This is a genomic window from Pseudomonas panipatensis (assembly GCF_900099785.1).
Classification (GTDB): Bacteria; Pseudomonadota; Gammaproteobacteria; order Pseudomonadales; family Pseudomonadaceae; genus Pseudomonas; species Pseudomonas panipatensis.
Window position 1 is genome coordinate 1 of sequence record NZ_FNDS01000019.1, and the last position, 21,371, is coordinate 21,371.

The 21,371-nt window shown below is 67.1% G+C and carries 19 protein-coding genes; 11 read left to right on the top strand and 8 right to left on the bottom strand.

The window, feature by feature from the left end:
* Positions 1 to 596, top strand: a 596-nt coding sequence (locus BLQ74_RS26155; RefSeq protein WP_139199135.1) for an aldehyde dehydrogenase family protein, incomplete at its 5' end; no start/stop codon positions are given.
* A gap of 50 nt (positions 597 to 646) precedes the next feature.
* Here the strand turns inward: BLQ74_RS26155 and BLQ74_RS26160 are convergent.
* The 6 genes from BLQ74_RS26160 to gbcB all read right to left on the bottom strand — a co-directional run bounded on the left by BLQ74_RS26160 (position 647) and on the right by gbcB (position 6,015).
* Positions 647 to 1,189, bottom strand: coding sequence for an REP-associated tyrosine transposase (locus BLQ74_RS26160; protein WP_090268337.1), 543 nt, complete (start codon positions 1,187 to 1,189; stop codon positions 647 to 649).
* Positions 1,190 to 1,366: 177 nt separating this feature from the next.
* Positions 1,367 to 1,825, bottom strand: coding sequence for a BRO-N domain-containing protein (locus tag BLQ74_RS26165; RefSeq protein ID WP_090268339.1), 459 nt, complete (start codon positions 1,823 to 1,825; stop codon positions 1,367 to 1,369).
* Positions 1,826 to 2,185: 360 nt separating this feature from the next.
* On the bottom strand, positions 2,186 to 2,506 hold the full coding sequence (locus BLQ74_RS26170; RefSeq protein ID WP_090268342.1) for a DUF2845 domain-containing protein: 321 nt from the start codon (positions 2,504 to 2,506) through the stop codon (positions 2,186 to 2,188).
* A gap of 65 nt (positions 2,507 to 2,571) precedes the next feature.
* Entirely contained in the window at positions 2,572 to 3,357 is a 786-nt protein-coding gene (locus BLQ74_RS26175; RefSeq protein ID WP_090268344.1) for an NYN domain-containing protein, read from the bottom strand.
* A 63-nt stretch (positions 3,358 to 3,420) separates the two neighbouring features.
* A complete protein-coding gene (locus tag BLQ74_RS26180) occupies positions 3,421 to 4,707 on the bottom strand; it encodes an NAD(P)/FAD-dependent oxidoreductase (RefSeq protein ID WP_090268346.1) in 1,287 nt (428 codons plus the stop codon).
* Between the two features lie 207 nt (positions 4,708 to 4,914).
* Complete coding sequence (gene gbcB, locus BLQ74_RS26185; protein ID WP_090268348.1) at positions 4,915 to 6,015, bottom strand: glycine-betaine demethylase subunit GbcB; 1,101 nt, start codon at positions 6,013 to 6,015, stop codon at positions 4,915 to 4,917.
* A gap of 441 nt (positions 6,016 to 6,456) precedes the next feature.
* Here gbcB and gbcA point away from each other — a divergent pair, with 441 nt between their 5' ends.
* The 9 genes from gbcA to zapA all read left to right on the top strand — a co-directional run bounded on the left by gbcA (position 6,457) and on the right by zapA (position 17,107).
* Positions 6,457 to 7,746: a glycine-betaine demethylase subunit GbcA gene (gbcA, locus tag BLQ74_RS26190; protein WP_090268350.1), complete on the top strand. Its 1,290-nt coding sequence runs from the start codon at positions 6,457 to 6,459 to the stop codon at positions 7,744 to 7,746.
* Between the two features lie 513 nt (positions 7,747 to 8,259).
* Complete coding sequence (locus BLQ74_RS26195; RefSeq protein ID WP_090268351.1) at positions 8,260 to 9,237, top strand: dipeptidase; 978 nt, start codon at positions 8,260 to 8,262, stop codon at positions 9,235 to 9,237.
* Between the two features lie 214 nt (positions 9,238 to 9,451).
* Positions 9,452 to 9,982: a DUF5943 domain-containing protein gene (locus BLQ74_RS26200; RefSeq protein WP_090268353.1), complete on the top strand. Its 531-nt coding sequence runs from the start codon at positions 9,452 to 9,454 to the stop codon at positions 9,980 to 9,982.
* Between the two features lie 15 nt (positions 9,983 to 9,997).
* Positions 9,998 to 12,058, top strand: coding sequence for a dimethylglycine demethylation protein DgcA (dgcA, locus tag BLQ74_RS26205; RefSeq protein ID WP_090268354.1), 2,061 nt, complete (start codon positions 9,998 to 10,000; stop codon positions 12,056 to 12,058).
* A 124-nt stretch (positions 12,059 to 12,182) separates the two neighbouring features.
* The gene (dgcB, locus tag BLQ74_RS26210; protein WP_090268356.1) at positions 12,183 to 14,147 is read left to right on the top strand and encodes a dimethylglycine demethylation protein DgcB; all 1,965 of its coding nucleotides are present in this window, start codon (positions 12,183 to 12,185) and stop codon (positions 14,145 to 14,147) included.
* 118 nt (positions 14,148 to 14,265) lie between these two features.
* A complete protein-coding gene (gene etfA / locus BLQ74_RS26215) occupies positions 14,266 to 15,501 on the top strand; it encodes an electron transfer flavoprotein subunit alpha (RefSeq protein ID WP_090268357.1) in 1,236 nt (411 codons plus the stop codon).
* Positions 15,502 to 15,609: 108 nt separating this feature from the next.
* Positions 15,610 to 16,383 carry an electron transfer flavoprotein subunit beta gene (gene etfB / locus BLQ74_RS26220; RefSeq protein WP_090268360.1) on the top strand — a complete coding sequence of 258 codons (774 nt, stop codon included), beginning with the start codon at positions 15,610 to 15,612 and terminating at the stop codon, positions 16,381 to 16,383.
* 200 nt (positions 16,384 to 16,583) lie between these two features.
* The gene (locus BLQ74_RS26225; protein ID WP_090268362.1) at positions 16,584 to 16,814 is read left to right on the top strand and encodes a hypothetical protein; all 231 of its coding nucleotides are present in this window, start codon (positions 16,584 to 16,586) and stop codon (positions 16,812 to 16,814) included.
* The gene (gene zapA, locus BLQ74_RS26230; RefSeq protein ID WP_090268363.1) at positions 16,811 to 17,107 is read left to right on the top strand and encodes a cell division protein ZapA; all 297 of its coding nucleotides are present in this window, start codon (positions 16,811 to 16,813) and stop codon (positions 17,105 to 17,107) included. The genes BLQ74_RS26225 and zapA overlap by 4 nt, the downstream gene beginning before the upstream one ends.
* A 370-nt stretch (positions 17,108 to 17,477) precedes the next feature.
* Here zapA and BLQ74_RS26235 read toward each other — a convergent pair whose 3' ends face one another.
* Positions 17,478 to 18,902, bottom strand: coding sequence for an aspartate ammonia-lyase (locus BLQ74_RS26235; protein ID WP_090268365.1), 1,425 nt, complete (start codon positions 18,900 to 18,902; stop codon positions 17,478 to 17,480).
* Between the two features lie 181 nt (positions 18,903 to 19,083).
* Between BLQ74_RS26235 and BLQ74_RS26240 the strand changes: the two genes are divergently transcribed.
* Positions 19,084 to 19,998, top strand: coding sequence for a LysR substrate-binding domain-containing protein (locus BLQ74_RS26240; protein WP_090268367.1), 915 nt, complete (start codon positions 19,084 to 19,086; stop codon positions 19,996 to 19,998).
* A gap of 109 nt (positions 19,999 to 20,107) precedes the next feature.
* Here the strand turns inward: BLQ74_RS26240 and adhP are convergent, their stop codons facing one another.
* Positions 20,108 to 21,142, bottom strand: a complete 1,035-nt coding sequence (adhP, locus tag BLQ74_RS26245; RefSeq protein ID WP_090268369.1) for an alcohol dehydrogenase AdhP — start codon at positions 21,140 to 21,142, stop codon at positions 20,108 to 20,110.
* Positions 21,143 to 21,371: the final 229 nt, after the last annotated feature.

Below are 21,371 nucleotides of genomic sequence, written 5' to 3' on the forward strand. Positions count from 1 at the left end.
TGGTTCCGCAGATCAAGGCCCTGAAGATCGGCGCCGGCACCTCCTGCGGCCTCGACATGGGCCCGCTGGTCACCCGCGTGCACCTGGACAAGGTCACCGGCTACGTCGACGACGGCGTTGCCGCTGGCGCCGAGCTGGTGGTCGATGGCCGCGGCTACCAGGTCGCCGGCCACGAGAACGGCTTCTTCCTCGGCGGCTGCCTGTTCGACCGCGTCACCCCGGACATGCGCATCTACAAGGAAGAAATCTTCGGCCCGGTGCTGTGCATCGTCCGCGTGAACAGCCTCGAAGAAGCCATGCAACTGATCAACGACCACGAATACGGCAACGGCACCTGCATCTTCACCCGCGACGGTGAAGCCGCCCGCCTGTTCTGCGACGAAATCGAAGTCGGCATGGTCGGCGTCAACGTGCCGCTGCCGGTGCCGGTCGCCTACCACAGCTTCGGCGGCTGGAAGCGCTCGCTGTTCGGCGACCTCCACGCCTACGGCCCGGACGGCGTGCGCTTCTACACCAAACGCAAGGCCATTACCCAGCGCTGGCCGCAGCGCAAGAGCCACGAAGCGGCGCAGTTCGCCTTCCCCAGCAATAGCTGATTGGGGTTAGGGGATACGAAAAGGCCGGTCGAGAGACCGGCCTTTTTCGTTCATTCGCAGGATGGCGTTTCGCCCCCCTGCAGCAGCTCCCCGTCGCCGCCCGCCCAATCCACCGGCAACACCCCGGCGCGCACATAGCGATGGAATGACGACCAGGGCCAATCGATCACCCGCGCGACCTGACCGTGCTTGCAAGGATTGAAGTGGATGTAGTCGATATGCCGCGACAGATCGACGGCATCGCGGACGCGGTGCTCCCAATAGCGGCGTTGCCAGATGCCGCGCTCACCCTTTCGGGCCCGACTGCCCGAAAGGGCTTCGCCACCTGGCAGCGATCTTGAGAAGTGCGTCTTGATGAGACGCCAGCGCACGGCATAGTCGTTGTCGCCCTCGGGCAGAGTGCAAAGCGCATGCAGGTGGTCGGGCAGGATGACAATGGCGTCGATCCGCCACGGGTGCCGCTGCATGGTGTAGCGAAAGGCAGCGCGTAAATGGGCGATGCGCTCGACCAGCAGGCGGGAGCGGCGGTCGGCGAGCGTCAGGGTGAAGAACCAGGTGGCGCCTGGCGTTCGATCACGGCGATAAGCGGTCATGGCGCATCCTTGCGTTAGGGGCGATGGGTATCGCTCCGCTCAACGCCATCCTACGGGCAGGGTTGCCGGGCACGCTGTCGGAATGGGCCGAAACCCCCGTCGGGTGATGGAAATCGGCCGGGGGATGCTTTCGTAGGATGGGACGAGCGAAGCGATTCCCATGCTGTTGGCGTGCGCTCAACCCATTCGGGTGGGGAGCAATCTCGGCATTGCTTCCAACGGAACCCAAAGCTCGCCCTGCCAATCGAGCAACACCACTCGCCGTGCCTGCCAGTTCATCGTCACGCGCCGGGGCGCGGGGCCGTCGGGGGCGTATTGGTCGCGCAGGGTGGGGATGACTTCGCGGGTGAGCCAGGTGTCGAGGTGGAGGCTTTCCGGGTGGCCGAAGCGGACCAGGGCTTTGTAGAGGCCGGCTTCGTTGATCACGTCGATCTGCTCTTCGCTGTCGGTGGCGTAGCGCAGGCAGATGCGGCGGGTTTCGTGGGGTTGCAGGCGGCGGTGCAGGGCTTGGGGGTGGTGCAGGCCGAGCATTCGGGCCAGGTCGTGGGCGGCGAACCAGGGTTGGTTGTCGATCATCACGCCGCGCAGGGGGCGGTTGTGGCGGGTGAAGAAGGTGGGGGTGTATGCGTCGTGCATGGTGAAGCTCCTACTAGCTCAACAAGAGCTGCCCACCTGCGTCGCCAAACGTAGGGTGGCAGACCGCGCGGGGTTGGCGAACCGGCTAGTAGGCACCGGCAGACCCGAAGGTCTCCCCGCGCGATCCGCCATTGAGCGTTGCAGCTTCCTGCAATCGTGCGGGGGCCTGCAGAAACCTTCGCCGTTTCCGCAAGCACCTTCAGGCGCTATCGCGCCTACTAGAACCCAGGTCGCCAAACCCGGATCACGGGATTGACCGTGACTGGGGCAGGATAGGGAGGTGCCCGGGTGGCGGCAAGCGGGGAGTTTTCCGGTGGCTGTGTAGGAGTGGGTGGAGGCGCCAACCCGGCAGGGGAGGCCTCAGCGGAATTCCGTGCCGATCAGGATCAGGATGCCTTCGCGGAAGCGCAGCACGCGCGTTGCGCCGTTCTGCGGTGGATAGGTCCAGATTTCGATGGTCGCGCCGCCGGGGATGAGGGTGCCATTCGGCCCGCGCCGGGGCGGTGTCGGCGGGATGATGTCGCGCTGGGCGGGCGGTCCGCATTTTTCCAGGACGACGGCCGCGCGGTCGCCTTCGTTGATCAACTGGGTGCCGCAACGCAGGGTGGAGGCCTCGGCGCCCGCGCTGAAGCCGAGGCCGAGCAGCAGGGCGACGCGCAGGTGGCGGGGCAGGATGGGCATGGTCTGTCTCCGGGCAACGACGGCCGCAGGAGAGCGGACGGCGCTCATGCGGCCCTTGCGCCGGCTCAGCCTTTGTTGGTCTTCAGGTTGCGCGCGTAGAGGTCCCTGCCGCCGCCACCGCCGCCACGGGCTTGCAGCTCGAAGCGTTTGGGCTGGGCCTTGATCAGGTCGCTGAGTTTCTTGAAGCCGTACAGCCGTGGGTCGAAGGCCGGGCGCAGTTTGCTGATGTTCTGCCCGAGGGCGCCGAGCTGGACCCAGTCGTCTTCGTCGTCGGCGATGTCGTCGAGGACTTTGGCGATGAAGTCCAGCGGCACCCGCTGTGCCTTGGGCTTGGGCGCTGGCCGCGGTTCCTGCGGTTGGCCGGCTTCCGTGAGTTCGCTGGGCAGTTCGGCGTCGGCGCGGAGGATTTCCGTGTAGATGAATTTGTCGCAGGCGGAGACGAACGGCTTGGGGGTTTTCTCTTCGCCGAAGCCGTACACGGTCAGGCCCTCTTCGCGCAGGCGCGCGGCCAGGCGGGTGAAGTCGCTGTCGCTGGAGACCAGGCAGAAGCCGTCGAAACGGCGGGTGTAGAGCAGGTCCATGGCGTCGATGATGAGCGCGCTGTCGGTGGCGTTCTTGCCCTTGGTGTAGGCGAATTGCTGGATCGGCTGGATGGAGTGGTCGAGCAGCACTTGCTTCCATTTGCCCAGTTGCGGCTGGGTCCAGTCGCCGTAGATGCGCTTGACGCTGGCGATGCCGTATTTGGCGATTTCTTCGAACAGGCCTTCGACGATGGCGGCCGGCGCGTTGTCGGCGTCGATCAGCACGGCGAGGTGGGTCTGTTGGCGGTTGGGGGTGGTCTTGGTGGGCATGACGGTGGCGCTCTGAAGGCTTGCATGCACCTTAGACCGGCGGCGGGGTGGGCACCAGCGCGGCTAGCCGTTGAGGCGGCGGCTGTCGAAGGCGTCGCGGGCTTCGTAGGCGCTGTAGGTGGCCTGGGCGGCGAGCAGGCCGGCGAGGCCGAAGGCGCGGGTCAGGCCGAAGCGGGCGAAGCCGGCCGGCACCGCCCTGGCGCCGCTGATGGCGTCGGCGAGCACTTCGCCGGCCACCGTGGTCGGCGCCATGCCGTGGCCGCCGAAGCCGATAGCGTGCCAGATGCCGGCCTGGTCCTGGCCGATCTGCGCCATTTGGTGGCGGCCGTAGCTCATCAGGCCGCCCCAGGCGTAGTCCACTTTCACGTCGGCGAGCTGTGGATAGACCAGGCTGAGGTCGCGCTTGAGCAGCGCGGCGATGGCTTCCGGCCCACGGTCGAGGATGGAGATGCGCCCGCCCCAGAGGATGCGGCTGTCGGCCAGGGGGCGGTAGTAGTCGAAGGCGAAGCGGGTGTCGTAGACCGCCGCGCGGCAGTCGATGGCGCTGTGCAGGCGCTCGCCCAGGGGCTCGGTGGCGATGACGTAGGTGGCGATGGGCAGCACCGCGCGCTCGATGGGGTGGTAGACGCCGCGGGCATAGCCGCCGCCGCAGAACACCACCTGCTCGGCATGCACCTCGCCGCCGGCGGTGCGCACCACGTAGCGCCCGGCGCGTTTCTCGATGCCCAGGGCCGGCGAGCCTTCGTGGACGCGCACGCCCAGGCTCGCGGCCGCGCGGGCCACGCCGCGCACGTATTTCAGCGGGTGGAAGTGGAAGGCGTTGCGCTCCAGCAGGCCGCCGAAGTAGCGCTCGGTCTTCAGGCGTTCCTTCAGCGCGCCGGGGGAGATGGGCTCCCAGTCCACGCCGTAGCCTTCCTTCATCAGCCGCCGTGGGGTTTCCAGACGCGCCGGGTCGTTGAACCAGTTGGCGAGGATCACGCCTTCGTCGACCAGGTCGCAGTCGATGCCGTAGCGGCGCACGCGCTGGCGGATCAGTTCCACCGCGTCGATGGTCAGGCGGTAGAGCCGCCGCGCTTCCTCGGCGCCGAGGGTGGCGAGCAGGTCGGCGTTGCCCAGGCTGTAGCCGCCGAAGACGAAGCCGCCGTTGCGCCCCGAGGCGCCGTGGCCGACCCGCTGCGATTCCAGCAGCAACACGTCGCGGATGCCGCGCTCGGCCAGGCCCAGCGCGGTGTTGAGCCCGGCCAGACCGCCGCCGAGGATGCACACGCGGGTGTCGCTGTGGCCGGTTTGGCGGGGGAAGCTCGGTTGTTCGGCGGTGGCTTCGTAGTAGGTCTGGGTGAAGCTGGGCATGGCGCTGGCGTCCCCTGGGCCGGGCCGGGTGGCCCGTGGCGTTCTATTTGTTGAACGATTGTTTAGCGCTCAGGGCGGGGCAGGGCAACTGAAAATTCCTCCGCATGTCATTCCCTGGGGGCATGCGAGGCGGGCTGGCGGATAGCGCGGGGGGCGTCGTGCGCGCTGCGGGGGCGGATGATCGCGGGCGATCATCCGCCGCTGGGATCAGTATTCGATCACCACGTCGCCCTTGGGCACGCTGCAGCAGGAGAGGATGTAGCCTTCGGCGACGTCTTCGTCGGTGATGCCGCCGTTGTGTTCCATCTCCACTTCGCCGGAGCGCTTCATCACTTTGCAGGTGCCGCAGATGCCCATGCCGCAGGCCTTGGGGATGTGCAGGCCGAGCTTGGCGGCGGCGGCGTGGACGGTCTCGCCGGGGGCCACGCGGATGCTCTTGCCGGTTTCGCAGAATTCCACCTGGTGCAGGTCGGCGGCCGGCACTTCCGGGGCGCCGGCGGCTTCGGCGGCCAGTTCGTTGACTTCTTCGCGGACCTCCGGCGGGGTCGGGCCGAAGGCTTCTTCGTGGTAGCGCGACATGTCGTAGCCTTCGGCTTCGAGCAGGCGCTTGATGGCGTGCATGTAGGGCGTCGGGCCGCAGCAGAAGATTTCCCGCTCCATGAAGTCGGGGGCGATCAGGTGCAGCATGGTTTTGTTCAGGTAGCCGCGGTAGCCGGCCCAGGTTTCGCCGATCTCGTACTTCTCGCAGATCAGGTGCAGTTTGAAGTTGGCGATCCGCGAGGCCATGTGGTCCAGCTCGCGGTGGTAGATGATGTCCTTCGGCGTGCGCGCGCTGTGCACGAAGACCATGTCGACGTTGCCGTTGGTGTCGAAGAACCAGCGCGCCATGGACATCACCGGGGTGATGCCGACGCCGCCGGAGAGGTAGAGCACCTTGTCGGCGGCGAAGTCGATGGCGTTGAACAGCCCGACCGGGCCGTGCACCGGGAGCTGGTCGCCTTCCTTGAGGTTGTCGTGCAGCCAGTTGGAGACCTTGCCGCCGGGCACGCGCTTGATGGTGATGGAGAAGCTGTAGGGCACCGAGGGCGAGCTGGAGATGGTGTACGAACGCATGATCGGCTGGCCGTCGATCTCCAGTTCCAGGGTGACGAACTGCCCGGGCTTGAAGAAGAACATCAGCGGTTGGTCGGCGGCGAAGCAGAAGGTGCGCACATCCCAGGTTTCCTGGATGGCCTTGACGCAGCGCACCAGGTGGCGGCCGTTGGTCCAGGTCTGGGTATTCACCGGATTGAGGAAGTTGCTCGACATGGTGTTTCTCCGCGCACGCAGGCCGGGGCCGGCCGAATAGGGGCAGCGCCGGGCCGGGGTCGCGCCCGGCCATTCGGCATGCCTGATGGGATGGATTGTGCGCACGCCCATGGGCGTCCGTTTACCTGCCAGCGACATTTGCATGCTTATCGCGACCTGCCGCTTGGCGCGGGCGCTGCGGCGTCGGAAACGGACGCGGTCGTGTCGTGCATGGATAAGGCCCGCGTCGGGCCGGGCCGCACACTGCATCCCAGCCGAGACGAAGGTATGAGACCGAGCCACAGACCTTCATTCCCGCCACGGCGGGGCCCGCCCATCGGCAGGGCGGGATTCCGGGACTCCGCCGGGATGAGGAAGGCTGTGAACGCCGCCTTGCGTAGCAACCGTATTCAGCCACTTTTTCGCCGCCGTCGGATTCCGGCGCGGCATGAGGACCAAGCGATGGACGTTACCACCACCCTGAGTCTGGGCGATCCGCTGGAACCGGCCCGCAAGGCCACCGCAGAGATGCTGCGCACTCGCGATCATTCCTTCTCGCTGGCGCAGCCTTTCTACAGCGACGAGCGCCTGTTCCAGATCGACATGCAGGAGATCTTCCAGAAGGAATGGCTGATCGCCGGCATGACTTGCGAAATCCCCGCCAAGGGCAATTTCCTCACCGTGCAGATCGGCGACAACCCGGTCATCGTCCTGCGCGGCGCCGAGGGCAAGGTGCATGCCTTCCATAACGTCTGTCGCCACCGTGGCTCGCGCCTGTGCGTCAGCGACAAGGGCAAGGTCGCCAAGCTGGTCTGCCCGTACCACCAGTGGACCTACGAGCTGGACGGCCGCCTGCTGTTCGCCGGCACCGAGATGGGCGATGACTTCGACATGAAGGACTACAGCCTCAAGCCGGTGCACGTGAAGACCGCGGGCGGCTACATCTTCATCAGCCTGGCGGACAACCCGCCGGCCATCGACGACTTCCTGCGTACGCTCGAGCACTACATGGAGCCGTACGACATGGAGAACACCAAGGTGGCCGTGCAGACCACCCTGATGGAGAAGGCCAACTGGAAGCTGGTGATGGAGAACAACCGGGAGTGCTACCACTGCAACGGTTCGCACCCGGAACTGCTGAAGACCCTGCTGGAGTGGGACGACGTCACCGACCCGCGCGCCAGCCAGGCGTTCAAGGACCAGGTCGCCGCCTGCACCAAGGCCTGGGACGAGGAGAAGATTCCTTACGCCCACGCCAGCTTCGGCCTGCGCAACCGCATCGTGCGCATGCCGCTGCTCGACGGCACCGTGTCCATGACCATGGACGGCAAGCCGGGCAGCAAGAAGCTGATGGGTCGCATCAAGAACCCGGACCTGGGCTCCATGCGCATCCTGCACCTGCCGCACTCGTGGAACCACTGCATGGGCGACCACATGATCGTCTTCACCGTGTGGCCGATCAGCGCGCAGGAAACCATGGTCACCACCAAGTGGCTGGTGCACAAGGACGCGGTCGAAGGCGTCGACTACGACCCGCAGCGCCTGCGCGAAGTCTGGGACGCGACCAATGACCAGGACCGTCGCCTGGCCGAAGAGAACCAGCGCGGCATCAACTCCAGCGCCTACCAGCCCGGCCCGTACTCGAAGACCTACGAGTTCGGCGTGATCAACTTCCTCGACTGGTACAGCGAGCGTCTGCTGAACAACCTCGGCGAGGAATCGGCCCACGCCCGCCTGGTCGCCGGCGAGTAAGCCCACCCACCCGACGCCCCCTCACGGGGGCGCCGGCGTTCTGGAGGTTCCGCGTGGACAGCCTGCTCTTCTACAGCAGCTCCGCCTTCGTCGCCGCCCTGGTGGCGTGGAACCTGTTCGCCTGCTGGCGCAAGCGCTGAGCGCGCGGCAGTGAATGGCGGCGCGATTCCCATCGAGGGGTATCGCTTCGCTCCACGCCATCCTACCGATTCCCGAATGAGCGTCCCCTCCATTGCGCCTGGGCGATCGGCTGCGTGGCGGCTCATGCGCTCTTGCCGAGCGGCGTTACCCCTGTCTGCCGACAGAGCACGGCCTGCGGGAGCGGCTGCAAACCCCCGTTCGTCCTCGGATACCCCGTCGCGACGCCCGCGCGGTCGTCCATGTCGTTGCCTTGACGCTTTCGGTACGACCCTGGTCGTTTTCGAACCGGGTCGCCCCGGCCCCCGGGGATATGCTGCCTCCAAAGCGTCGGCACAAGTCCCGGCGCGCCAAGCCTGACAAGGGGTATGCCAGATGAGCCCAGCCGAACTTCACGCCGACAGCATCGTCATCGACGGTCTGATCATCGCCAAGTGGAACCGCGAACTGTTCGAAGACATGCGCAAGGGCGGTCTGACCGCCGCGAACTGCACCGTTTCGGTGTGGGAAGGCTTCCAGGCCACGGTGAACAACATCACCGCGAGCAACAAGCTGATCCGCGAGAACAGCGACCTGGTGATCCCGGTACGCAGCACCGCCGACATCCGCCTGGCCAAGCAGCAGGGCAAGACCGGCATCCTCTACGGCTTCCAGAACGCCCATGCGTTCGAGGACCAGATCGGCTACGTCGAGGTGTTCAAGCAGCTCGGCGTGGGCATCGTGCAGATGTGCTACAACACCCAGAACCTGGTCGGCACCGGCTGCTACGAGCGCGACGGCGGGCTCTCCGGCTTCGGCCGCGAGATCGTCGCCGAGATGAACCGCGTCGGCGTCATGTGCGACCTGTCCCACGTCGGCAGCAAGACCTCGGAAGAGGTCATCCTCGAATCGAAGAAGCCGGTCTGCTACTCGCACTGCCTGCCTTCCGGCCTGAAAGAACACCCGCGCAACAAGTCCGACGAGGAACTGAAGTTCATCGCCGACCACGGCGGCTTCGTCGGCGTGACCATGTTCGCGCCCTTCCTCGCCAAGGGCATCGACTCGACCATCGACGACTACGCCGAGGCCATCGAGTACGTGATGAACATCGTCGGTGAGGACGCCATCGGCATCGGCACCGACTTCACTCAGGGCCACGGCAAGGACTTCTTCGAGTGGCTGACCCACGACAAGGGTTACGCCCGCCGCCTGACCAACTTCGGCAAGATCGTCAACCCGCTGGGCATCCGCACCGTGGGCGAATTCCCCAACCTCACCGAGACCCTGCTCAAGCGCGGCATGCCCGAGCGCGTGGTGCGCAAGGTGATGGGCGAGAACTGGGTGCGGGTGCTCGCCGACGTCTGGGGCGAGTGATGAATACCCCTGGCGCCTGCTGCGCGCGCCGATAGCCGCGTCGCGTCCTCGCGACAGGCTCGCCGTACCGTCGTACTGCTCTCGCCTGTCGCTGTGGGGCTCCTCGCTCTCGGCGCGCTCGCCACGGCTCCAGGGGCATTCATCGGCACTGTTTCATCGAGGCGGCAGGGCTCTGCTCCCTGCCGGTAACAAGAGAATTCCGGAGTACCCACACATGGCCAAACACGCCCCCGAACTGCCCATCGAAGTCGACAGCGAAACCGGCGTCTGGACCACCGACGCCCTGCCGATGCTCTATGTGCCGCGGCATTTCTTCGTCAACAACCACATGGGCATCGAGGAAGAGCTGGGCGCCGAGCGCTATGCGCAGATCCTCTACAAGGCCGGCTACAAGTCCGCCTGGCACTGGTGCGAGAAAGAGGCCGAGTGCCACGGCATCGAAGGCGTGGCGGTGTTCGAGCACTACATGAAGCGCCTGTCGCAGCGCGGCTGGGGCCTGTTCCAGATCGAGGCCATCGACCTCGACAAGGGCACCGCCCAGGTGCGCCTGAAGCACTCCTGCTTCGTCTACGTCTACGGCAAGGTCAACCGCAAGGTCGACTACATGTTCACCGGCTGGTTCGCCGGTGCCATGGACCAGATCCTCGCCGCTCGTGGCAGCAGCATTCGCACCGTGGCCGAACAGGTCTACAGCGGCGCGGAAGAAGGCCACGACGATGGCCTGTTCATCGTAAAACCCCTGTAAGTCGGAGCGCGCATCATGGCTTTCGAGGCAATGTTCCAGCCGATCCAGATCGGCAAACTGACCATCCGTAACCGCGTGCTCTCCACCGCCCACGCCGAGGTCTACGCCACCGATGGCGGCATGACCACCGAGCGCTACGTGAAGTATTACGAGGAGAAGGCCAAGGGCGGTATCGGCCTGTGCATCTGCGGCGGTTCCTCGGTGGTCGCCATCGATAGCCCGCAGGGCTGGTGGAAGTCGGTGAACCTGTCCACCGACCGCATCATCCCGCACTTCCAGAACCTCGCCGACGCCATGCACAAGCATGGCGCCAAGATCATGATCCAGATTACCCACATGGGCCGCCGCTCGCGCTGGGACGGCGAGCACTGGCCGACCCTGATGTCGCCCTCGGGTATTCGCGAGCCGGTGCACCGCGCCACCTGCAAGACCATCGAGCCGGAAGAGATCTGGCGCGTGATCGGCAACTACGCGCAGGCGGCCCGGCGCGCCAAGGAAGGCGGCCTGGACGGCGTCGAGCTGTCCGCCGTGCACCAGCACATGATCGACCAGTTCTGGAGCCCGCGCGTCAACAAGCGCACTGACGAATGGGGCGGCACCTTCGAGGGCCGCATGAAGTTCGGCCTGGAAGTGCTCAAGGCGGTGCGCAAGGAAGTCGGCGACGACTTCTGCGTCGGCATGCGCATCTGCGGCGACGAGTTCCACCCGGACGGTCTGACCCATGAGGACATGAAGCAGATCGCCAAGTACTACAGCGACACCGGCATGCTCGACTTCATCGGCGTGGTCGGTTCCGGTTGCGACACCCACAACACCCTGGCCAACGTCATCCCGAACATGACCTACCCGCCGGAGCCGTTCCTGCACCTGGCGGCGGGCATCAAGGAAGTGGTCAGCGTGCCGGTACTGCACGCGCAGAACATCAAGGACCCGAACCAGGCCACGCGCATCCTCGAAGGCGGCTACGTGGACATGGTCGGCATGACCCGCGCGCACATCGCCGACCCGCACCTGATCGCCAAGATCAAGATGGGCCAGGTCGACCAGATCAAGCAGTGCGTCGGCGCCAACTATTGCATCGACCGCCAGTACCAGGGCCTCGACGTGCTGTGCATCCAGAACGCCGCGACTTCCCGCGAGTACATGGGCGTGCCGCACATCATCGAGAAAACCACCGGGCCGAAGCGCAAGGTGGTCATCGTTGGCGGCGGCCCGGCCGGGATGGAGGCCGCTCGCGTGGCGGCCGAGCGCGGCCATGAGGTGACCCTGTTCGAGAAGAAGGACCAGCTCGGCGGGCAGATCACCACCGCGTCCAAGGCGCCGCAGCGCGACCAGATCGCCGGCATCACCCGTTGGTTCCAACTGGAGCTGGCGCGCCTGAACGTCGATCTGCGCCTGGGCACCGCGGCCGACCCGGAGACCATCCTCGACCTGCGCCCGGACATCGTGGTGCTGGCCAACGGCGGCCATCCGTTCCTCGAACAGAACGAGCACTGGGGCGCCGCCGAAGGCCTGGTGGTGAGTAGCTGGGACATCCTCGACGGCAAGGTCGCGCCGGGCAAGAACGTGCTGGTCTACGACACCATCTGCGAATTCAGCGGCATGTCGGTGGCGGACTTCCTCGCCGACAAGGGCGCCCAGGTCGAGATCGTCACCGACGACATCAAGCCGGGCGTGGCCATCGGCGGCACCACCTTCCCGACCTACTACCGCAGCATGTACCCCAAGGAAGTGATCATGACCGGCGACCTGATGCTGGAAAAGGTCTACCGCGAGGGCGACAAGCTGGTGGCGGTACTGGAGAACGAATACACCGGGGCCAAGGAAGAGCGGGTGATCGACCAGGTCGTCGTGGAAAACGGCGTGCGCCCGGACGAGACGCTGTACTACGCGCTCAAGCAGGGCTCGCGCAACAAGGGCCAGATCGACGTCGAGGCGCTGTTCGCCATCCAGCCGCAGCCCTGCCTGAGCCAGCCCGGCGACGGCTACCTGCTGTTCCGCATCGGTGACTGCGTCGCCCAGCGCAACACCCATGCGGCGATCTACGACGCACTGCGGCTCTGCAAGGACTTCTGACGCCTCCGTAGGATGGGTTGAGCGGGCGAAACCCATCATTGGCCGGACGCAGCATGGCTAGCGCTGCGCTCCACCCATCCTACGCGTCGCTCCGCGCTATTTCGGTCCCGTAGGGAGACCAACAATGCTCAACATCATCCTCCCCCTCCTGCTCTTCGCCGCCCTGGCCCTCGCGGTCCTCGGCGCGCTGAAGCGCTTCGCCATGTGGCGCCGCGGCCGGCCGTCGAAGGTCGATTGGCTCGGCGGCCTGCTGGCCATGCCGCGTCGCTACCTGGTCGATCTGCACCATGTGGTCGAGCGCGACAAGTACATGTCCAAGACCCACGTGGCCACCGCCGGCGGCTTCGTCCTGGCCGCCGTGCTGGCGATCCTGGTGCATGGCTTCGGCCTGCACAGCCGCCTGCTCGGCTTCGCCCTGCTGGCGGCCAGCGCCCTGATGTTCACTGGCGCGCTGTTCGTCGCCAAGCGCCGCCTCGACCCGCCGTCGCGGCTGTCGAAAGGCCCGTGGATGCGCCTGCCGAAGAGTCTGCTGGCGTTCTCCGGCAGCTTCTTCATCGCCACCCTGCCGGTGGCCGGCATCCTCCCGGAAGGGTTCGGTGGCTGGTTCCTCGCGGCGATCCTCGCCGTCGGCGTGGCCTGGGGCGTGTCCGAGCTGTTCTTCGGCATGACCTGGGGCGGGCCGATGAAGCACGCCTTCGCCGGCGCCCTGCACCTGGCCTGGCACCGTCGCGCCGAGCGCTTCGGTGGCGGCCGTTCCACCGGCCTCAAGGCCCTGGACCTGAACGACCCGATGGCGCCGCTGGGCGTGGAAAAACCCACCGATTTCACCTGGAACCAGTTGCTCGGCTTCGACGCCTGCGTGCAGTGCGGCAAGTGCGAGGCCATGTGCCCGGCCTTCGCCGCCGGCCAGCCGCTGAACCCGAAGAAGCTGATCCAGGACATGGTCATCGGCCTGGCCGGCGGCAGCGACGCCACCTTCGCCGGCTCCCCCTATCCGGGCAAGCCGCTCGGCGAGCACAGCGGCGGCCCGCACCAGCCGATCGTCTCCCTCGACGGCAAGGCGCTGGTCGATGCCGAGACGCTGTGGTCGTGCACCACCTGCCGGGCCTGCGTCGAGGAGTGCCCGATGATGATCGAGCACGTCGATGCCATCGTCGACATGCGCCGCCACCTGACCCTGGAGAAGGGCGCGACCCCGAACAAGGGCGCCGAGGTGCTGGAGAACCTCATCGCCACCGACAACCCCGGCGGCTTCGCCCCCGGTGGCCGGCTGAACTGGGCGGCCGACCTGAACCTGCCGCTGTTCAGCGAGAAGCGCCAGGCCGAGGTGCTGTTCTGGGTCGGCGACGGTGCCTTCGACATGCGCAACCAGCGCACCCTGCGCGCCTTCGTGAAGATCCTCAAGGCCGCCAAGGTGGACTTCGCCGTGCTCGGCCTGGAAGAGCGCGACAGCGGCGACGTGGCTCGCCGCCTGGGCGACGAGGCGACCTTCCAGACCCTGGCCAAGCGCAACATCGCGAGCATGGCGCAGTACCGCTTCAAGCGCATCGTCAGTTGCGACCCGCACAGCTTCCATGTGCTGAAGAACGAATACGGCGCCCTTGGCGGCCACTACGAGGTGCTCCACCACAGCACCTTCATCGACGAACTGGTGCGCGGCGGCGCGCTGAGCCTCGGCCAGAGCAAGGCCGCCAGCGTGACCTACCACGACCCCTGCTACCTGGGCCGCTACAACGGCGAATACGACGCCCCGCGCAACGTGCTCAAGGCCATCGGCATCCAGGTGAAAGAGATGGAGCGTTCCGGCTTCCGCTCGCGCTGCTGCGGCGGCGGCGGCGGGGCGCCGATCACCGACATCCCCGGCAAGCAGCGTATCCCGGACATGCGCATGCAGGACATCCGCGAGACCGGCGCCGAGCTGGTGGCGGTGGGCTGCCCGCAGTGCACCGCGATGCTCGAAGGCGTGGTCGCGCCGCGCCCGGAGATCAAGGACATCGCCGAGCTGGTCGCCGACGCGCTGATCGACAGCGCCGAGGTGCCGGCAAAAAAGCCCGCGGCGGCCAAGCGTGAAGTGGCGGAGGTGCAGTGATGAACGCACGGCACACGCCCATCGGGCGGCTCACCACCCAGCGGCTAGCCGCCAGCCACGCCGAACCGGCGAATGACGCACAGCGTCATTCGCCCCACGTCAGCCAGGAGGCCCTGTCATGAGCGACATCATCCGCCGCGACCCGCGCGCCGAGTGGATCGCGCGCAACCGCCTGCACCCGCTGCACCAAGCCATGCAGGCCGCCGCCCAGGGGGGCGAGGCACGCTGGATGGGCCCCAACGGGGTGATCCGCAAGAACCCCCATGCGCTCGGCTTCATCGGCCCCAACGGCATCAAGCGCATCGACCGCTCCGGCGGCCAGCAGGGCGGTGGCGGCAAGCGTTCCGCCGCGCCGGAAGTGGTGCAACTGCCGTTGCAGCGCATCGAGCAACCGGCCTACTACATCGCCGTGGTGCCCGACATGGTCGGTGGCCGCCTGTCCAGTCACGACCGCGACCTGCTCGGCCTCGCCCGCAAACTGGCCGGCACCGACGGCGCGGTGCTGGCGGTGGTGTTCGGCGAGCACAAGGAAAGCGCCTTCGAGACGGCCGGCGTCGACCGCCTGCTGCTGCTCGAAGGCAACGAATACAGCGGCTATGCCCCGGAACAACGGGTGCTGGCGCTGCGCTCGGTGGAGAGCCAGTTCGTTCCGCGCCACTGGCTGCTGCCCGACAGCCGCAGCGGTGGCGGCGAGCTGGGCCGGCGCCTGGCCGCGAGCCTCGGCGAGCGCCCGGCGACCCGCGTCTGGCAGGCCGAGGGCGAGCGCTGCATCGGCCGCGCCGGGGCCGGCCAGCAGGACATCCAGCGGCCGCTGGCGCGGCTGATCCTGGCCGCCGCCGAGTGCGCCGAGCCGGTCAGCGAAACCCGCCACGAGGCCCGTCCGCTCAGCCTGCAAAGCAGCGTGGCGCGCAACCTGCCGCGCATCGAAGACCTCGGCCCGGTGGCCGTGGACCCGGCGCAGATTCCCATGGCCGAGGCGGAGTTCATTCTCTCCGGCGGCAATGGCGTCAAGGACTGGGAGCTGTTCCACCGTGCCGCCGCTGCCCTTGGCGCCACCGAAGGCGCCTCGCGCGTGGCGGTGGACGACGGCCACATGCCGCGTGCGCGCCAGGTCGGCGCCACTGGCACCTGGGTCACCGCGCGGGTCTACCTGGCGGTCGGCATCTCCGGCGCCATCCAGCACCTGCAAGGCATCGGTGCCTGCGACAAGGTGGTGGCGGTGAACAGGGACCCCGGCTGCGACATGATCAAGCGCGCCGACCTCTCGGTGATCGGCGACTCCACGGCGATCCTCCAGGCGCTCATCCGCCTGGTCGAGGCGTACCGCAACGGAGCGGCGCGCGATGCGGCGTGAATGCGCGATGGCTGCCATTGGGCGAATGACCGCGCAGCGGTCGTGCGCCGTCCCCGACACATCGGCGGATGACCCGGCGGGTTATTCGTCCTACCTCGAGGTTGCGGTATGACTGACCTGAACATCGTCACCCTGGTCTCCATCGGTGCCCATCCGTCTTCCGGTCGCGCACGCCGCGCCGATCAGGACGCCCGCGCGGTGGAACTCGGCCTGCGCCTGGCCGGCAAGCGCCTGCAGGTGCTGCATGCCGGCGACCCGCGGGAAGACGCGCTGCGCAGTTACCTGGGCATGGGCCTGGACGAACTCGCTGTGCTCGAACAACCGGCTGGCGCCGACGCCCTGCCGGTGCTCGTCGACTACCTCGACGGCAGCGCCGCGCAACTGGTGCTCACCGGCAGCCAGGCGGAAACCGGCGAGGGCTCGGGCATGCTGCCGTTCCTCCTCGCCGAGCGCCTGGGCTGGCCGTTGGTGGTCGGCCTGGCCGAAGTGGAAAAGGTCGAGAACGGCAGCGCCCAGGTGCTGCAGGCCTTGCCGCGCGGCCAGCGGCGCCGGCTGAAGGTGCGCCTGCCCTTCGTCGCCAGCGTCGACAACGCCGCCCCGGTGGCCCGCCAGAGTGCCTTCGGTCCGGCGCGGCGCGGGCATATCGAGGCCCATGAGGTCGAGGTGGTCAGCGACGATCTGCTCGCCAGCAGCAGCCTGCAGGCGGCGCGTCCGCGTCCCAAGCGGCTCAAGGTGATCAAGGCCAAGACCGGCGCCGAACGTATGAAGGCCGCCACCGCCAAGGCGTCCGGCGGCACCGGCCAGGTGCTCAAGGACCTCAGCGCCGAAGCCGGCGCCGAAGCCATCTTCAAGCTGCTGCGCGAAGAGGGTGTGATTCGCTGAGGCGCGTCCTGCCGAGGATTCGCGCGCCGGGCGCGCGAATCCTTCGCCGGGGCTTGCCAAGCTGCTGAAACGACGCGAAAAAGTTTGTCTAAGCTATTGAATTGACAGCATACGCCCTGTCAGAAAAGCACGTTTTTCCCTGGCCGGGCAGAGCGCTTTTCATTATCCTCCGCGACCTTTCCCACGGCCCGGAGACGACCATGCTCGACACCACCCTCGAACAGCTTGAACACCTGGTGGCAGAGCTGCTGCAGCAGAACCAGCAACTGGCCGCCGACAACGCGCAGCTGCACGAGCGCCTGGGCAAGGCCAGCGAAGACAACGACGCCCTGCAACTGCAACTGATGGAGCAGGAAGAGAAGCACAACGCCACGGCCGTGCGCCTGCAGGCCCTGGTCCGCCGCGTCAGCGAAAGCCGCGCCAGCGCATGAGTGGCGACGGCGTCCGCGTCCTGCGCATTCTCGGCCGCGAATACAGCATCAAAGCGCCGGCCGGCGAAGAGCGGGCCCTGCAGGATGCCGCTGCCTTGCTGCAGGCGGAGATCGCCGCGAGCAAGAAGAAATACCCCTACGTCACCAGCAACGAACTGCTGCTGCTCAGCGCGCTGAACCTTTGCGCGCGGCAGCTGGCGCCCAGCGACGAGGCCGCGCAGGACAGCGAAACGCTGGCGCGCCTGAGCGCGCTGAACCGGCGCATCCTCGCTCACCTGCAATCGCAGGACTGATCTCCCGCCGCCGGCTGTCGAGCGGCGCATAACGCCTCGGGCGTCGTGCGCCCGTCGGGCACCCGCCAGGCCGTGCGGCTTTTCTCGCCAGCGGATGACACCGCTGCTGACCGCCTACGCCGGACGGCGCGGGAGAGGGCCGTTCGTCCAGGCAAACGCCAGGCAAAAAAAAGGGACACCACAATCCGTGGCGTCCCTATGAATGGAGAGAGGGCTGAATATCCTCTCGACCGGTGAGACATGGCGCTGCGGGTGACCCCGTCGCGCCGGGCATAAAAGAAGGGACGGGGGATAACCCATCCCTGAAGGGTGAGAGGCGGGTACTGCCCCTCGACCGGTGAGTCGTGCCTGGCTCGCGCCGGGCGGTGGATCAGGCGCGCAGCGGAATCAGGCGCGGGGCGATCATGTTTTCCGGGCGCAGGATGTCGGCCAGGGTGGCTTCGTCCAGCAGTTGTTCCTCACGCACCAGCTCCAGGACGCCGCGGCCGGTTTCCAGCGCGGTCTTGGCGATTCGCGTGGCGTTCTCGTAGCCGATGTACGGGTTCAGCGCGGTGACCAGGCCGATGCTGTGCTCGACCAACTGGTGGCAGCGCTCGACGTTGGCGGTGATGCCGGTGATGCAGTGCTCGCGGAGCATGTCCATGGCGCGTTGCAGCAGGCGGATCGAGTCGAAGATCTTGTAGGCGATCAGCGGCTCCATCACGTTCAGTTGCAGCTGGCCGCCTTCGGCAGCGATGGTCAGCGCCAGGTCGTTGCCCATGATTTCGAAGGCGCACATGTTCACGGCCTCCGGGATCACCGGGTTGACCTTGCCCGGCATGATCGAGCTGCCCGGCTGGCGTGCCGGCAGGTTGATCTCGTTGATGCCGGTGCGCGGGCCGCTGGAGAGCAGGCGCAGGTCGTTGCAGATCTTCGACAGCTTGACCGCGGTGCGCTTGAGCATGCCGGAGAACAGCACGAAGGCGCCCATGTCCGAGGTGGCTTCGATCAGGTCGGCGGCCGGGACCACCGGCTGACCGCTGATGGCAGCCAGGCGTTCGACGGCCAGGTGCTGGTAGCCGGGGTCGGCGTTGATGCCGGTGCCGATGGCGGTACCGCCGAGGTTCACTTCGGTCAGCAGTTCCGGGGCCAGGCGGCGCAGGCGGTCGAGGTCTTCACCGAGGGTGGTGGCGAAGGCATGGAATTCCTGGCCGAGGGTCATCGGCACCGCGTCCTGCAACTGGGTGCGGCCCATCTTCAGGACGTTGGCGAACTCCACGCCCTTGGCGGCGAAGGCCTGGATCAGGCTGTCGAGGCTGGCCAGCAGGGTGTCGTGGCCGAGCAGCAGGCCCAGGCGAATGGCGGTCGGGTACGCGTCGTTGGTCGACTGCGCCATGTTCACGTCGTTGTTCGGGTGCAGGTACTTGTACTCGCCCTTGGCGTGGCCCATCGCTTCGAGGGCGATGTTGGCGATCACTTCGTTGGCGTTCATGTTGGTGGACGTACCGGCGCCACCCTGGATCATGTCCACCACGAACTGGTCGTGGAAGTCACCACGGATCAGACGGGCGCAGGCCTCGCTGATGGCGGCGTGCTTCTCGCTCGACAGGTGGCCGAGCTTGTGGTTGGCATCGGCCGCGGCCTGCTTGACCATCGCCAGGGCGACGACCAGCTTCGGGTAGTGCGACAGCGGCACACCGGAGAGGCGGAAGTTGTTCACAGCGCGCAGGGTCTGAATGCCGTAGTAGGCGTCAGAAGGTACTTCGAGGGTGCCGAGGAGGTCTTTCTCGATGCGGAACGATGCAACAGGGGACATGACGTATTTTGTCTCGGGAGGACACGGCCAGCGCCGCGATGCCCACAAGACTAGGGATTTCGCCGATCGTCGGCCAATGCTGTTAAGCACTGTCTCATGCACAAACGGCATAATGTAGGCTGTGACGAACTGATGACGGCAAGCGTACGAACATGTTACGCGCGTGCCAGGAGAGCCCCGATTGAACCTTGAAACCAAATGGCTGGAAGACTTCAGCGCCCTGGCCGCCACGCGCAGCTTCTCGCAGGCGGCGGAGAAACGCTTCGTCACCCAGCCGGCCTTCAGCCGGCGTATCCGCAGCCTGGAGGATGCCCTCGGGCTGACCCTGGTGAACCGCCAGCGCACGCCCATCGAGCTGACCGAGGCCGGGCAGTTGTTCCTGGTCACCGCGCGGGCGGTGGTCGAGCAGCTCGGCGAAGTGGTGCGCCACCTGCACCACCTCGAAGGCGGCCAGGGCGAGGTGTTGCAGTTCGCCGCCGCGCACTCGCTGGCGCTGGGCTTCTTCCCGCCGTGGATCGCCCGCTTGCGCGCCGAGGGCCTGAACATCGCCAGCCGCCTGGTGGCGACCAACGTCGGTGAAGCGGTGCACTTGCTGCGCGAGGGCGGCTGCGACCTGATGCTGGCCTTCTACGATCCGGACGCGGCCTTGCAGATGGACCCGGAAATCTTCCCTTCGCTGCACCTGGGGCGCACCGAGATGCTCCCGGTCTGCGCGGTGGACGCCCAGGGCAAGCCGCTGTACGACCTCGACAGCGGACAGAGCGTGCCGCTGCTGGCCTACAGCGCCGGCGCCTTCCTCGGCCGTGGCGTCAACCTGCTGCTGCGCCAGCGCAAGCTGCGCTACACCACCGTCTACGAAACCGCCATGGCCGACAGCCTGAAGAACATGGCCCTGCAGGGCATGGGCGTGGCCTGGGTGCCGCGTCTGAGCGCGGTGTCCGAGCTGGCGCGTGGCGAACTGGCGGTCTGCGGCGGGCCGCACTGGGAGGTGCCGCAGGAGATCCGCCTGTACCGCTGCGCCCTGGTGCGCAAGGCGCAGATCCGCCTGCTCTGGCGCAAGCTGGAAGGCGGCATGGGCGCCAGCGAAGCCATCTGAGCGATGGCCGATGCCGGCGTGTGGATCGCCGGGTGGCCGGCGCTTGCGCTACCCATCGACTGGTGATGATGGGTAGCGCTGCGCTCGACGCCATCCGGCGAGGGCGCGTTTACATTTCGACGACGATGCGCCCTTCGATCTGCCCGGCGCGCATCTTGTCGAGGATGGCGTTGATGTCGTCCAGCTTGCCGGCGCTGACGGTGGCTTTCACCAGGCCTTCGCCGGCGAAGTCGAGGGCTTCCTGCAGATCGGCGCGGGTGCCGACGATGGAGCCGGTGATGTGCAGGCCCTTGAGCACCACGTCGAAGATCGGCGTGGGGAAGTCGCCCGGCGGCAGGCCGACCAGGGAGATGCTGCCGCCGCGGCGGGCCATGCCGATGCCCTGGCCGAAGGCGCTGTTGGACACCGCCGTGACCAGCACGCCGTGGGCGCCGCCGATGTCGCGCTGGATGACCTCGACCGGGTTTTCCTTCCTGGCGTTGACCGTCAGGCTGGCGCCGAGCTTGCGCGCCAGGTCGAGCTTGGCGTCGTCGACGTCCACCGCCGCCACATGCAGGCCCATGGCCCTGGCGTATTGCACGGCGACATGGCCGAGTCCGCCGATGCCGGAAATGGCCACCCACTGACCGGGGCGCGCCTTGGTTTCCTTCAGCCCCTTGTACACGGTGACGCCCGCGCAGAGGATCGGTGCGATCTCGGTGAAGCCGACATTTTTCGGCAAGATGCCGACAAAGTTCGGGTCAGCCAGCACATATTCGGCATAGCCGCCGTTCACCGAGTAGCCGGTGTTCTGCTGGCTTTCGCAGAGGGTTTCCCAGCCGGTCAGGCAGTGTTCGCAGCAGCCGCAGGCGGTGTACAGCCAGGGCACGCCGACGCGATCGCCTTCCTTCACCCGGGTCACGCCGCTGCCGACCGCGGCGACGAAGCCGACCCCTTCATGGCCGGGAATGAACGGCAGGCTCGGCTTCACCGGCCAGTCGCCTTCGGCGGCGTGCAGGTCGGTGTGGCAGACGCCGGAGGCTTCGATCTTCACCAGAATCTGGCCGGGGCCGGGCAGCGGCACCTTGACCTCTTCGATGCGCAGCGGCGCGCCGAAGGCGTGCACCACGGCGGCTTTCATGGTCTGGGGCAGGGTCGTGGACATAGCGGGCTCTCCTTGTGCGAGGGGGCGGTAAGGGAATGCGCCCCAGTCTGGCCCGTTGAGCCTAGGCCATATTGAGCTGAAGCAAGGCAAGGCGAGTCATGTCTTGTGGGAAGTTGCCTACGTCATGCCGCCGAGGGCCCCCGCCGGACCGCCGCGCTGCCTGCCCAACGGCGCCCCGGTGGGCTGCCCGCGCGGCGCGGCATTGCGATATACTGCGCCGCCTCCGAAC